Origin of the sequence: Aneurinibacillus aneurinilyticus ATCC 12856 (genome assembly GCF_000466385.1) — a bacterium.
Taxonomy (GTDB): domain Bacteria; phylum Bacillota; class Bacilli; order Aneurinibacillales; family Aneurinibacillaceae; genus Aneurinibacillus; species Aneurinibacillus aneurinilyticus.
Genome location: NZ_KE952665.1, coordinates 54,785 through 69,050, shown reverse-complemented (window position 1 = coordinate 69,050; position 14,266 = coordinate 54,785). Strand labels below are relative to the sequence as shown.

At 45.8% G+C, this 14,266-nt stretch carries 13 protein-coding genes; 1 reads left to right on the top strand and 12 read right to left on the bottom strand.

All coding sequences use genetic code 11. The features are described 5' to 3' along the window. Window positions 1–305 precede the first annotated feature (305 nt). From HMPREF0083_RS01175 to HMPREF0083_RS01160, 4 genes are all read right to left on the bottom strand, one after another. Entirely contained in the window at window positions 306–1,124 is an 819-nt protein-coding gene (locus HMPREF0083_RS01175) for a purine-nucleoside phosphorylase (RefSeq protein WP_021619093.1), read from the bottom strand. Window positions 1,125–1,165: 41 nt separating this feature from the next. Further along, window positions 1,166–2,347, bottom strand: coding sequence for a phosphopentomutase (gene deoB, locus HMPREF0083_RS01170; RefSeq protein WP_021619092.1), 1,182 nt, complete (start codon window positions 2,345–2,347; stop codon window positions 1,166–1,168). 113 nt (window positions 2,348–2,460) lie between these two features. Then, window positions 2,461–3,348 carry a site-specific tyrosine recombinase XerD gene (gene xerD, locus HMPREF0083_RS01165; protein ID WP_021619090.1) on the bottom strand — a complete coding sequence of 296 codons (888 nt, stop codon included), beginning with the start codon at window positions 3,346–3,348 and terminating at the stop codon, window positions 2,461–2,463. Between the two features lie 104 nt (window positions 3,349–3,452). Continuing rightward, window positions 3,453–3,689 (bottom strand): DUF4227 family protein, encoded by a 237-nt coding sequence (locus tag HMPREF0083_RS01160; protein WP_021619089.1) that lies wholly within the window; start codon window positions 3,687–3,689, stop codon window positions 3,453–3,455. A gap of 147 nt (window positions 3,690–3,836) precedes the next feature. Between HMPREF0083_RS01160 and HMPREF0083_RS01155 the strand changes: the two genes are divergently transcribed. Then, complete coding sequence (locus HMPREF0083_RS01155) at window positions 3,837–5,921, top strand: peptidoglycan D,D-transpeptidase FtsI family protein (protein WP_021619088.1); 2,085 nt, start codon at window positions 3,837–3,839, stop codon at window positions 5,919–5,921. A gap of 279 nt (window positions 5,922–6,200) precedes the next feature. On the opposite strand, the gene fur is transcribed toward HMPREF0083_RS01155, so the two are convergent. From fur to mce, 8 genes are all read right to left on the bottom strand, one after another. After that, window positions 6,201–6,686 carry a ferric iron uptake transcriptional regulator gene (fur, locus tag HMPREF0083_RS01150; protein ID WP_040301077.1) on the bottom strand — a complete coding sequence of 162 codons (486 nt, stop codon included), beginning with the start codon at window positions 6,684–6,686 and terminating at the stop codon, window positions 6,201–6,203. Window positions 6,687–6,764: 78 nt separating this feature from the next. Further along, window positions 6,765–7,424, bottom strand: a complete 660-nt coding sequence (gene spoIIM, locus HMPREF0083_RS01145) for a stage II sporulation protein M (RefSeq protein ID WP_040301038.1) — start codon at window positions 7,422–7,424, stop codon at window positions 6,765–6,767. A gap of 58 nt (window positions 7,425–7,482) precedes the next feature. Then, window positions 7,483–8,679, bottom strand: a complete 1,197-nt coding sequence (locus HMPREF0083_RS01140; RefSeq protein ID WP_021619085.1) for an endonuclease Q family protein — start codon at window positions 8,677–8,679, stop codon at window positions 7,483–7,485. Then, window positions 8,676–9,233 (bottom strand): NUDIX hydrolase, encoded by a 558-nt coding sequence (locus tag HMPREF0083_RS01135; RefSeq protein WP_021619084.1) that lies wholly within the window; start codon window positions 9,231–9,233, stop codon window positions 8,676–8,678. The genes HMPREF0083_RS01140 and HMPREF0083_RS01135 overlap by 4 nt, the downstream gene beginning before the upstream one ends. A gap of 25 nt (window positions 9,234–9,258) precedes the next feature. After that, window positions 9,259–10,398: a DUF3866 family protein gene (locus HMPREF0083_RS01130; RefSeq protein ID WP_021619083.1), complete on the bottom strand. Its 1,140-nt coding sequence runs from the start codon at window positions 10,396–10,398 to the stop codon at window positions 9,259–9,261. Between the two features lie 112 nt (window positions 10,399–10,510). Beyond that, entirely contained in the window at window positions 10,511–11,632 is a 1,122-nt protein-coding gene (locus tag HMPREF0083_RS01125) for a M20/M25/M40 family metallo-hydrolase (RefSeq protein ID WP_021619082.1), read from the bottom strand. Window positions 11,633–11,764: 132 nt separating this feature from the next. Next, window positions 11,765–13,309, bottom strand: coding sequence for an acyl-CoA carboxylase subunit beta (locus HMPREF0083_RS01120; protein WP_370950961.1), 1,545 nt, complete (start codon window positions 13,307–13,309; stop codon window positions 11,765–11,767). An 89-nt stretch (window positions 13,310–13,398) separates the two neighbouring features. Then, on the bottom strand, window positions 13,399–14,259 hold the full coding sequence (gene mce, locus HMPREF0083_RS01115; protein ID WP_021619080.1) for a methylmalonyl-CoA epimerase: 861 nt from the start codon (window positions 14,257–14,259) through the stop codon (window positions 13,399–13,401). Window positions 14,260–14,266: the final 7 nt, after the last annotated feature.

Here is a 14,266-nt window from a genome sequence, read left to right as displayed (position 1 = left end):
AATCTACGTTTTTCGTAAAATAATTTTCTGAATAAGCAATATAAATATAAAACAGAAACTTAGCATTGTAAAGCAAAATAATTATGAAAATCTGATAAGTAACCGCTTTATTTTATGGAAATAGTAACATTTTGTTCAAAAATCATAAAAATCGCAGTCATTAATTATTAAGAGATACGTAATATAAATAGCATATTTATACGTTTTACGTATTATATATTCATTTTAGAGCAATACGCTTTTACTAGGTCTAATAGACAAAAAGCCTGAAACAAAAACATCGTTTCAGGCTTTTCTGTGTTGCATTATACTTTTTGAATGACAGCCTTTACCAAAGTCAGAAACGTATGCTTGACTTTCTCAGCTGTTTCCATCACTTCATCATGCGATAACGGCTGAGGTAAAATACCGGCTGCCATGTTACTGATGCAGGAGATACCTAGCACACGAATGCCTGCATGACGCGCGACGATCACCTCCGGTACAGTTGACATACCGACCGCGTCACCGCCCAGCGTGCGCAGCATACGAATTTCCGCGGGTGTCTCATAGCTCGGTCCAAGCATACCGACATACACACCCTCCTGTAGCTTTATACCATTTTGCTGTGCCACTTCCAGCGCAAGCGCCCGCAAATCCGGACAATAAGCAGCAGACATATCAGGGAAACGAACCCCCATGCCTTCATCATTCGGACCAATAAGCGGATTGCGACCGGTTAAATTGATATGATCCCTAATCAACATTAAGTCACCGGCTTTATAGCTTTCATTTATGCCGCCCGCTGCGTTTGTCACGATTATTTTATCCGCACCAATCGCTTTCATGACACGCACCGGAAACGTCACCTCATCCAGGCCGTGCCCTTCATAATAATGGAATCGGCCCTGCATGGCGCAGACAGACTTCCCTTCGAGTCTGCCAATAACGAGCTGACCTTTATGACCTTCCACCGTAGACACTGGAAAGTGTGGAATTTCTCCATACGGAATCGTAACCGGAGTTTCGATTTCATCAGCCAGCACACCAAGTCCGGAACCAAGAATCAAGCCGATTTCCGGCTTGATGTCCGTTTTGCCTGCGATATATGCTTGCACTTCAGAAATATGCGCTGCAATTGACATCCCCCTCTACCCCCTGCACACTATTTTGATCCAAGAACATCTTATTCGATAACCGTGTGTAAAAAGCTTGTTCCAATCTTCGGCTTCTCTATCCCGAAATTATCTGCAATCGTAGCACCGATATCAGCAAATGTCTCACGTATACCTAACGCTTTACCTGCCGTCAGTCCTTTATGATAGACTAGCAGCGGTACATATTCGCGTGTATGATCCGTCCCATGGTGTATTGGATCATTGCCATGATCGGCCGTAATAATAAGCAGATCATCGTCTGTGATCGCCGTCAGAATTTCCGGTAACCTGCGGTCGAATTCTTCAAGTGCTTCGCCATAGCCAGTCGGGTTACGCCTGTGTCCATACAACGCATCAAAGTCGACCAAATTGATGAAAGCCAAACCGGTGAATTGTTTGTCCATCGTATTCAGCAACTTATCCACACCGTCCATATTGGACTTCGTTTTAATCGATTCGGTTACACCTTCTCCTGCATAAATATCCGAAATTTTCCCAAGCGCAATCGAGGTATAACCCGCATCCTCAAGCTTATTCATCACCGTCTTACCCGGTGGAGATACGGAGAAATCACGCCGATTTGCTGTGCGGGTAAAATTGCCCGGCTCTCCAACAAACGGGCGGGCGATGACACGTACAACCGAATGCTTATCTTCAAGTGTTAACTCACGTGCAATCTGGCAGATTTTATACAATTCCTCAAGGGGAACAACATCTTCATGCGCCGCAACCTGAAATACGCTATCCGCTGAAGTATACACGATAACATCGCCTGTTCTCATATGTTCTTCGCCCAGCTCTTCGATAATTTCCGTACCGGAGGCCGGCTTATTGCCTAACACCCCACGCCCGATTTTCTCCGAGAAAGGCGCAATTAGACTTTCGGGGAATCCATTCGGCCATGTTTTGAACGGTATTTCAACGCGCAGACCCATAATTTCCCAATGCCCTGTTGTCGTGTCTTTGCCAAGCGAAATTTCCTTCATCTTGCCAAATGCGGCTACAGGTGGAGCATCAGCAGAAACCCCTTGAAGGTGTTCAATATGTCCGAGGCCGAGAGCCGCCAGATTCGGTACATTCAGACCATCCATGCGCTCGGCGATATGGCCGAGCGTGTGTGCTCCTTCATCATTATAGTCTTTTGCATCCGGTAACTCACCGATGCCGACGCTATCCAGTACGATAAGAAATATCCGCTTGAATCGCTTCATGCTTATCTCCTCCTTATACCATATACCCTGCTTTCTTCCAATTTTTCACTTTCCGAATGATACATGCGAAAAGTAGGGAAGGCACTTCAAACTTTGCCCCAAAGTGCCCTTTTTTATGCCCGTGGGTGGGCTTTGGCATATACTTCTTTTAGACGGGAGCGTGTGACATGTGTATAAATCTGCGTAGTCGAAATGTCAGCATGTCCAAGCATTTCTTGCACTGAACGTAAATCGGCACCATTTTCAAGCAGATGTGTTGCAAAGGAGTGCCGTAGCGTATGCGGAGTAATTTCCTTATGACTGTTGGCCAATTGGGCATATTTTTTAATGATTTTCCAAAAGCCCTGACGTGACAGACGGCGGCCATGATGATTCAAAAACAAGGCTTCTTCCTGTCCACGCTTCCTAAGCATGGGCCGTCCTCGTTCCAGATAGCGGCTTACATCTGCAATCGCCAGACGTCCGAGGGGGATGATACGTTCTTTCGATCCTTTACCGAAGCATTTAATAAAACCCATATTCAAATTCACATCGGATAGATTCAACGATACAAGTTCCGATACCCGAATGCCTGTTGCATATAGAAGTTCAAGCATAGCTTTATCACGCAGGCCAGAGGGCAGGCGCGTATCCGGTCCGTTCAATAATGTTTCTACTTCCGCCACCGATAACACCTGAGGCAGTCTTTTTTCAATCTTAGGTGATTCTAAATTAACGCTTGGATCTTTATCAATAAACTTTTCCCGCAATAAAAACTGGTAAAAAGCGCGAATGGATGCCAGATTACGTGAGAGTGTCGCCGTAGCCCGGCCCTGTTCCTGAAGATGGAGCAAATAGCCCATAATTTGCATGCGGTTCGTCTCATTCAAATCCGTGAAACCTTCACGTTCCAGATAGGCACAGTATGCATGCAAATCCCGTTGATATGACTCCAGCGTATTCTTCGCTAACCCTCTTTCCACTGTTAAGTAATGGATAAAATGGGTAATTAACTCATTCATTTCCTAGTCTCCTCAACATCCAATCTCCTCTATATGTCACACAAGCCTGTCCTTTATTACTTTATTCCACAATGATACGTCGTTTCCTGCTATTGAACAAAAAATTATTCGCCATACCAGTAGAAATCAAACAGACGGCGCTTCATCTCCTTATATGTTCCTTCGAATGCCGGCGTATGCTGCATTACTTTTACCGCCTTGCCATGCGGTTCTTTGTATGGCTCTAACGGCCTTATCGTATCGCTGACATACGAAATAATTGTATAAAATATGAATGTGCAAAATATGAAAATAGCAAGCAATCGAACGCCTTCTCCAATACGGCTGTATGGGATAAACATGCTGCCTCTCCTTCCTGCATTTCAGCCCGTTTTTCTTTCATCCTATTCATCCCATATAAATTTTATACCTTTCGTTCATTTTCAATTTACTTTCCGCATGATAGAATTTATCTTTGGAGTAAACTCACGGCAAGGTGTGATCAACCAATGTATAATCATGAAGAAAATGAAAACGCCCGAACAAAGCAGGTATTCAATCGCTTAAATATGCTGCTTCTGCTTGTGTTTCTCATTTTTGCGGTCATTATTTTCCGTCTGTCGTACGTACAGATTGTCGACGGTGAGGAATATGAGCAAAAAGCAACAGCAAAGTCAGACAAAAAAGTGCCTATCCCGGCACTACGTGGTAACATTTATGACAAGAACGGCAATCTGATCGTGCATAGTCGCGGTTCTTTTGCGGCTGTATTCCAGGAAAAAGATTATATGGACAAAGAGTATTACATTAATCTTGTTACTAAACTGGAAAAGATTCTGCCCGGCACCAAGAAAGAAGATTTACTCAAAAAAATGGATGTGGGCTACGAATATAAAGACGGCAAAGTCGAAAAGTCCATGCGCATGACATCAAAGTTTCTTGAGAAAGATTTAAAGTATGACTTATCCCAGAAAGAGATCGCCTATCTGGCCGAGCATCGCAACGAGCTAGATGGTGTATCCGTCGTAACCAAACCAATCCGGGAATACGACCCAAAACAAGTAGCTGTACAAGCTATCGGTTATGTACGCCAGTTTAACGTTGCTGACAACCAGGGCATTGAGTACTATCGGCAACGTAAAGAATCCTACCTGCCAAACCAAATGGTAGGATATGAAGGCATCGAGCGAAGCTATGAAGAAGCATTGCGGGGCGAGAACGGCTACCGCATGTACCAAGTCGCAGCAGATCAGACGATCCTTCAACAGATTAAAGAGGTTCCTCCAAAACGAGGGAACAACTTGTATCTGACTATCGATCAACGGGTGCAGCTTGAGACGCGTGACTTCATTAAGAATTTTCTGCCGAAGCTTCGTGCTACAGGCCGTAATGCTGCATATGCGAAAAATGCGTATGCGGTAGCGATCGAAGTAAAGACAGGGAAAGTTGTGGCGATGGTCAGCTATCCAGAATACGATCCGAACATCTGGACTTCAGGTCCCGATAAAGAAACATACGAAAAAAACAAGTTCTCCTTTACGAACGGAACGATTCGCAGCGCGCCGCATGACGTGAGCCCAAAAACCGGAAAAGACGCGGAAATGGAAAATTATAAACATCCTGCATCTGTCGTACCGGCCGGTTCTGTCGTAAAACCGGCAACGGTGCTGATGGGACTATCGGAAAGAATTGCCCCATATTCCTGGTCTGATCCGGGCGCCTACCGCTATGGTGGTGCAGGGGACATTATCCGTAATGATAGCGGTCATAACTACGGCATGCTAACTCCGCAAAAAGCGATCCAAAAGTCGTCGAATACGTACATGGCGAACATCGGTAAGCTATTAAGTGAGAAATACAAAAAGAATTCGGTTAGCGTATATCAGAAGTATTATCATGCATTCGGGCTTGGCGTCAAAACGGGTATCGATCTTCCTGGCGAATCAGCGGGAGGTGAGGATTTCCTGACGATGAATAAAAAGTATGGTCCGAAAGCAGCTATGGTGCAAGCATCCTTCGGTCAGCAGGGACGGTATACGACAATGCAGCTCGCACAATATGTGGCGACTGTAGCCAACAAAGGTACACGCATGCGTCCGCAACTGGTCGATCGTATTGTAGATAATAACGGCAAAGTAGTTCAGCCTTTCAAACCTGAAGTACTAAGCAAGCTTGAAGAGCCAGACAGCTATTGGCAAATTATCCACCAAGGAATGAACATGGTTACACAACAAGGCGGAACTGCTGCCGGAGTTTTCGCCGGATTCCCGTACCGCGTAGCGGCCAAGACCGGTACCTCTCAGCAGGATATTTATGTACCGGACTCATTGAATTTCGATAAAGGGGTTAACTGGCATAAGTACAAAGAAATCAATAACGGTGTCTTTGTCTCATTCGCTCCGGTTGAAAATCCAAAACTAGCCGTAGCTGTTGTCGTACCGGAGGGCGGCTATGGTGGTCAATCCGCCGGACGAATCGCGCGCGCCATCTATGAATCATACGACAAATATATCGGATTAGGACCGACCGACAAACCGTATGACCCAGCTACCGCCGTACCAAATACACAAGAGACGGCAAAAAAAGCAAAATAGTAAATACTAAAAAGCGTGTGGCTCCTTTGCATAAGCCACACGCTTTTTTAATGGATAATAAACGATATATCGCTGTAAAACAAGAAAACTCGCTTTCTTGTTATCGTTCACTGTTATTAATTAAAATCAGGATTTCGCCATTCCATCAGCAGGGCATTTTTTGTACAACCACTCGAAGCATAGGGCTTGAGCAATTTCCCTTATATTCTAAGGCATTTCGAAACACTTATAGGGAAAAAGCACAAAAAAGCAGCGGCTCCTGTATGAGCCCCTGCTTTTTTATTCAGGAATATTACTTTTGACATTGGCGATTTCATTTGCATCCATCTTATCAGTACAACGATGGCACACTCCATGAAACGATAAGCGGTGATCAAGGATATGGAACTTGAATTTATCGCTAACCGCCTGCTCTACTTCACCAAGAAGGTCCTCATGAATCTCATCTACCGTGCCACACACAACACAAATCAAATGATGATGGTGGTGTTCGGCGTCCTCATTACGAAACTCATAACGGGCCACTCCATCACCAAAATTAATTTTTTGCAAAATGTGCAAATCGCTCATTAATTCCAATGTGCGATACACGGTAGCCAGACCAATCTCAGGGGCTTTCTCTTTCACAAGCAAGTAGACGTCTTCAGCGGATAAATGGTCCTCTTCATTTTCCAACAGGACGCGGAGCGTAGCTTCACGCTGCGGAGTCAGCTTATAGCTATGTGCGTGCAATTGCTGTCTGATCCTGTCAATTCTTTCTTCCATCATAAAAAGACCTCCCCGAGCAGCTTCCTACATCATCATTATAGTTGAGCAGGAATAGGGAGTCAAATAGAACTCTTATTAGATAATAATTATTATAAATTTCAGGAGAGTCGCGCTGGCATGCTTCATTAGCGTCGGGGAAATAAACGCTTCGAGGGCAGCAGCTATCGTTACAATTCCACCCATAATCAATATTAATGCACTATAGACAAGAAAACGCGGATACAGTGCTCCCCCACGCTTCAGAAATCTTGATTGCACAAGATGCAGCGAGAACGAAATCCCCGCTGTCGCTACGATGATAATAGCAGGAATAACAAGCAGATTCTGCGGCAACACTGATACGATAGCAAAATAAAGACCTTTCCACTGCAATTGGTTTACAAGAAATCCTACCGTAAATCCTACGACAACACCTTTAAGAAATACCATTAAAAGAATGAGTGGCAAACCAATGATGGATAATCCAAGAATCCACATAAAACCTACGTATTTTAAATAGTGGCCCAGCGAGTTCTGAAAGCTGCGAAACGGATCGGTAATGTTATCACTCTTCAGTTCATGAAAGAATTGACTGACATACATGAACAATTCCTGTTTCTGTGTCAGTCCGAGCGAATTGACTACGACCGCCCCGAACCCAACTCCCATGATGAACAGCACAATGGTAAACAAGTAGAGTGATGAATTCTCCCGCACATTTTGCTGTAATGTTTGTCCAAGTTTACTCCTTACCAATGGGAATCCCCCCTGTCGGTCTCTTACTACGATATATATGTAAGACAGGGGCAACGTATTACTCAAGCGAGATTTTTCCGTATACACCGGCACCGCCTTCGACAAACGATATCTCGCCATGCCTGCTTCGATCAATCGCCTGGGCTACCGTAGCGCCTACCGCTTCCGTAAGCTGCTCGACGGACACATGATGTACAATATTCATTTCAGTGCCAAATGCGCCCAACAGCTTTTTCATTCGTCCCGGTCCAAGCCCCGGTATGAATTCAAGCGGGATGTGATAACGATAAGGTGGGCGATGCATCGGATGGGAAGCAGGAGGCTGAGTGGAAATCTCTTGGAACCGTTCGTATACACCTCGTGTAATTACTTTCTTTCCTTCTTTGCCGCAATGCGGACAACGCGGTGAATCCACCTGTGCAACCAATTCTTCACAGTTTGTACAACGCGTCCGATAGTATTTACCCAGTTGCGGATGCAAACCGTAATTTTCCTTTACACGTCTATTTTCTTTACGAGCCAGCGCCAGCACCAATTCCGTAAAGTCGGGCTGCTTTACCCGCAAGTTCTGATACTCACGTGCAATTTTGGTGATGGAATGCGCATCCGAATTCGTAACGAATGTCAGTTCCGCAAGCTCAGCCAAGCCGTCTGCCAAATCGGAATCCGAGCTTAAACCCAGCTCCAAAGCGGCGAACCGATGTACTGGAAGAACGGAGGCAAGGCTATCCACACACGCGCCGTATATGCTCTTATGCGGTGTAAATGCATGGGCAGGAATAACAATCCCACCTACCGCTTCCGCCTTCGTTATAAGTGTTTCCAGGTCCGTATACATACGCTGCGTGCTCAAATGAATATTTTTTACTTTGGTCTGATACCATTCCCGAAATGTAGCGAATGCGGAGCGGTCCGGCAAATAGACGAGAAAATGTGCGAGTCCGCTACCTACTGCAAGCTCCACTTCAATGCCAGCAATTAGTGTAACTTCCCCTTTCGGGGTCGTATAGCGGTAGCCGCCACCTGAAAGTTCTTGCATCTGTCCCGTTTTCAGATGACTGTCGATTTCCTCTTGTACTTCAGGAGAATGACAATCAATGATCCCAATCATATGCATTCCTTTACGCGTAATTGCTTCCTCTACAATATTTGTAAGCGTCAGCATGCGTGAAGCTGTAATTTTCACCGGGCGATTGTACATTGTCCGGCCGATATGAATATGCAGATCAGCAAAGCACTCCTTCATGAAATTCATGACAATGCATCCAGCTTCCATGCGTAAACAGCAAGTATTGTTTTCGCATCCTGTATTTCACCGTTTTCGATAAGCCTCTGTGCTTCTTCCTTCGTCACATGAAGGAGTTCAACAAATTCATCTTCATCTGGCTGGGCTTCACCGGGCCTGACTCCCTCAGCCCGGTATAGATGTACAAGTTCATCAGCAAAGCCCGGAGACGTATAAAAAGAGGCCTGATGCCGCAATGTTTTGCAAGTATATCCAGTCTCCTCTTGCAACTCGCGCTTAGCGCATGTTTCCGGATCTTCGCCCGGTTCCAGTTTTCCTGCCGGGATTTCTACAATAATCTTCTCCAACGGTTTACGGAACTGACGTACCATTACCATACGATTGTCTTCCGTAATAGCCATGACCGCTACTGCTCCCGGATGATTGACGATTTCCCGCTTTGCGGTTTTTCCATTCGGCAATTCTACGTCATCCACTTTTACTTTGATGATTTTTCCGTCATATATCGGCTTGCTTGCAATTGTTTTCTCTAGCATAAACGTTATGTTCATCCTTTCCTGCATAATGTTCCCTTCTATTGAAGCATATTCAGGTGAACAAATCCATTTCTTGCATCTTCTCCTGCTTCTCGTATTTTATCCAGGCCAAACGTGCTGCATAATAGGCATGAGCAAAAAAAATCAAATCTACTTGGGCCGTGCGCCCCATCGTCGCTATAGAAATAGGAAATCGTTCTTCCACTTCCCTCCACTCCTCCATATCTAATGGTTCATGAAAAATAAGTGTATGCTGTTCGGATTGCTCTTTTAACTGTGCGATTAGCTCAGGATGATGCTCAAGATTAAGCACAAGCGGAGTTTCACGGGCAAACTGCAGTACCGTAATAGTATGATGACTAATACCTACATGGCGTTTACGCAAATCAGCAAGACTTACTCGTGGAATAAGTATAGGCAACCCTCCAAGCTTATGGGCGGTCTCAAGGATGCTCACCTGTTCCATACCACTGAACCCAAGAGGGGTGCCGGTACCGGTCATGCCCGGTCCGGGCATGACGACAATCATATCCGCCTTCCATACAAAACGTGCCGCAAGCAGTGCCGTATATAAGTTAACACACTCGGTTTGCCCGCCAAATGAATGCCCATACGTAATAGTTCCACTCAAAAACCCAAGCGAGCGCAAGCTTCGTACATGCTCGCTTAATGCCATCGGCAAGGCTCCGCCCTCACTCATAATGTAACAAATCCTTGGCGCCCTTCCACCCGTACGTCTCTGTAAATGGCGAATAGAAAGCACAAATGCCGGCAGCATGCTGTGTACTTCTCCGATGATGACCGGAGTCCTATCTAATGTTTTTCCCTCTATATCGCAAAAAATTTCATGGTACGCACTCTCTTCCTCTTCTACCGTCTGCACAGCATGCTGAAATGGTGTATAACGCAATTTCATGATATGACCGTATCTTTTGGCGGTGTCCATGTCTACAAGCGGCTTTCCATCTACACCTATTCTGGCTGAGACAAAATGTTTGCCGCCACTACCAAGCCTCAAATCAACTGCGGTTGTATTCAAGACAACCCGTTCCCCTTCCCGGATACGACCAGTCAATTGAGGATAATTCAAAGCCCGTGCCATCTCGTCATCCATTATATGCACTTCTAGCTCTTGAACAGATTCTTCCTCACGAACGATGCGCGTCACTGTCCCGAATGACCATACAATCATTTTGTTCCCGCCCCCTCTACAGCAAACATATGCAGAATGTCCGAAGGAAAGGACAAAAAAGATGGAGCTTTAAAATAGGCCCCATCTTTTTTGATTATAGCTTATTTTTACACTATATTTTCCCGGATTGTTCACAGAGGGCTACTACTAATTCAGCGGCTTTTACCAGTTCTTCAACCGGGATTTTCTCGCTGGTCGTATGAATATCTTCGTAACCGATCGCTAGATTGGCTGTCGGGATTCCGTGGCCGGATAAAATATTCGCATCGCTCCCGCCTCCGCTTGCAAGCAGACGAGGCTTACGCCCAACCGCTTTAACACCTTCTATCGCTCTGCGAACGACTAGATCCTCTTCCGTAAATTTGAATCCGGGGTATGCCAGAACAACTTCCACATCGGCCTCTGCCCCATATTCTCCAGCAGCTTCTTCGAATGCTTGCTTCATTTTCTTCGTCTGTGCATTCAATTTTTCCTCCACAAGGCTGCGTGCTTCCGCGTGAATCTGGACTTGATCGCAAACGATATTCGTCGGACCACTTCCTTCAAAGCTGCCAATATTAGCGGTCGTCTCCTCATCGATACGACCGAGCGACATACGGGAGATCGCTTTGCTGGCAACCTGAATGGCACTAATGCCTGCTTCCGGATTCACACCGGCATGAGCGGAGCGGCCACGGATAGTGGCCGTAACTTTCGCCTGGAATGGCGCGGCAATAATAATGTCGCCTACCTTACCATTACTATCAAGCGCGAATCCGTACTTGGCCTGAAGCAATGCGGGATCAAATACTTTTGCGCCCTGCAGGCCCGATTCTTCACCGACCGTAATCAAAAATTGAACGGTACCGTGTCGCTTTTGCTGTTCTTTAAGCACGCGCACCGCTTCAAGCATGGCGGCAATACCCGCTTTGTCATCGCTTCCAAGAATCGTTGTGCCGTCCGAAACAATATAGCCGTTCTTTACACTCGGTTTAATCCCTGCACCAGGCACAACCGTATCCATATGACATGTAAAATAAATCGTCGGACAATCGTCTGCTGTGCCTTTGAGTGTTGCAACAAGATTGCCCGCTTCATGCTCCGTCTTCTCTGCTGCATCGTCTTCAACAACCTCCAACCCGAGAGCAGAAAACTTCTCTTTTAATACATCACAGATCGCTCGTTCGTTTTTTGTTTCACTGTCCACCTGCACAAGTTCCATGAACTCCCGAACAATACGTTCTTCCTGCACCATATACAAAACACCCCCGCTTTATGTAATGAAACGCGTACATTCACACTACGTGTTTCATTATACACAAAGGAACGGGGGTACTGCTACTTCCCTAGCATAGCCATGAACGGCTATCGGATAAAATGATACGTATTATAAAGGAATATTACCATGTTTCTTGGCTGGTCGTGTCTCCTGTTTCGTACGTAGCATATCCAGCGCTTCGCGCAGCTTTTTCCTTGTTTCACGCGGATCAATGACATCGTCTACCATTCCACGGCTTGCCGCCACATACGGGTTGGCAAAACGTTCACGATACTCATCTATTTTGGCCTGTCTTGTTTCCGCAGGATTTTCGCTGTTTTCAATCTCGCGCGCAAAGATAATATTGGCTGCGCCCTCCGCACCCATGACTGCAATCTCTGCATTCGGCCATGCATAAACGATATCGGCGCCAATTGCTTTTGAATTGAGGGCTACATACGCACCACCAAACGCTTTACGCAGAATAACCGTAATCTTCGGTACAGTCGCTTCAGAATAAGCATACAAAATCTTCGCTCCATGACGGATAATCCCGCCATGCTCCTGATTAATGCCAGGAAAGAAACCCGATACATCTTCAAACGTAATAAGCGGAATGTTAAATGCGTCACAGCAACGGACAAAACGGGATAGCTTATCGGATGAATTAATATCTAAGCCTCCAGCCATAAATTTTGGCTGGTTTGCAATAATCCCAATGCTATGGCCATCAATACGTCCGAAGCCAATGACAATGTTTTTTGCGAAATCCGGCTGTACCTCCATGAAATCGCCGCCGTCAACAATTTTATGGATGACTTTGCGAACATCATATACCTTAGTTGCTGCTGTAGGCACGATTTCTGCCAGTTCATCATCCCAGCCGTCATCTTTATGTTCAAGTGCGACAACCGGCGGATTCTCCTTGTTGTTTTGTGGCAGGAAGCTTAGCAGACGACGCACCTGCTCCAGCATTTCTGGTTCACTTGGAGCTGTGAAATGCGCATTTCCACTAATGGAGGCATGTACTTTCGCCCCACCCAGGTTTTCTGATGTAATCTTTTCTCCTGTTACAGCTTCGATAACTTTAGGTCCCGTAATAAACATCTGGCTTGTCTTTTCTACCATGCAGACGAAGTCAGTAATCGCTGGAGAGTACACTGCTCCGCCTGCACACGGTCCCATGATAACGGAAATTTGAGGAATGACGCCGGAATAAATGGAATTCCGGTAGAAAATATGACCGTATCCGTCAAGCGATTCGACCCCCTCTTGGATGCGGGCGCCACCGGAGTCATTAAGTCCGATAACCGGTGCACCGTTCTTTGCCGCAAGATCCATAATCCTGGCAATTTTTAGAGCGTGCATCTCACCAAGGGCCCCTCCAAATACAGTGAAATCCTGTGAGAAAATAAACACAAGTCGACCGTTTACTTTCCCGTATCCAGTGACCACACCTTCACCCGGTCCCTCCATTTTATCCATACCGAAGTTAGTCGCACGATGTTCAATAAATGGATTCAGTTCTACGAATGTATCTTCGTCTAAAAACAAATCAATGCGTTCCCGTGCAGTCAATTTGCCCCGATTATGCTGCGCATCAATGCGCTTATCTCCACCACCAAGCTCTACTTTGCGGCGTCTCTCATACATTTCGTCAATTCTTTCATACATGGTGCTCATATTTTTTGTGTAATCCTCCTATCCATTGCATATGGAAAACAAGGCAGGAGCTTCCCGCCTTGTTGCCTCTCCACTCTACTTTACTGTTTGTCTGTATGGTCGGAAAGCATCGGCGTATCGACTTTTTGGCACAGCTCAAGCAATACGCCGTGCGTCGATTTTGGATGCAGAAAAGCTACCATATTTTGATGTGCGCCCAGTTTCGGTTCTTCACTAATCAACCGTACTCCGGCCTCTTTCAGCTTATTCAGGCGTTCCTTCTGATCATCAACCTTAAGCGCGATATGATGGATGCCTTCACCCTTCTTGGCAATAAATTTCGCAATCGCACTGTCTTCACTTGTCGGCTCTAAAAGCTCAATGTGAGTTTCGCCGATTTCAAGGAAAGCTACACGTACCTGCTCGCTTTCCACCGTCTCGAATCCAAGCAGTTTCAAACCAAGCATTTTGGTATAAAATTTGACGGATTCATCTAAATTTTTCACCGCGATCCCAATATGCTCAATCTTCTCCGGCGAACTCATAATGGACTCGGCAGCTCCTTGCTTCTCCGACACCTTATGACGGATAAAATCAGCCGTATCTTTCGTTTTCGTTCCAGGAGTAAACACTTTCACAACACCTTGCTCTTCCAGGAACGGAATATCTTCATCTGGAATGACTCCGCCACCGATAACAATAATATCGTCTGCCCCTTGCTCTTTCAACAGACGAATCACCTCAGGAAACAATTCATTATGAGCACCAGACAGGCAGGACAGGCCAATCACATTCACATCTTCTTGAATAGCGCTGGCTACGATTTGCGCCGGTGTCTGGCGTAAGCCGGTATATACTACTTCCATTCCTTCATCACGCAACGCCTGCGCAATGACGAGGGCACCGCGGTCATGTCCGTCAAGGCCAGGCTTTGCTACAAGTACGCGTATTTTTCTCTCCATCTCTCTT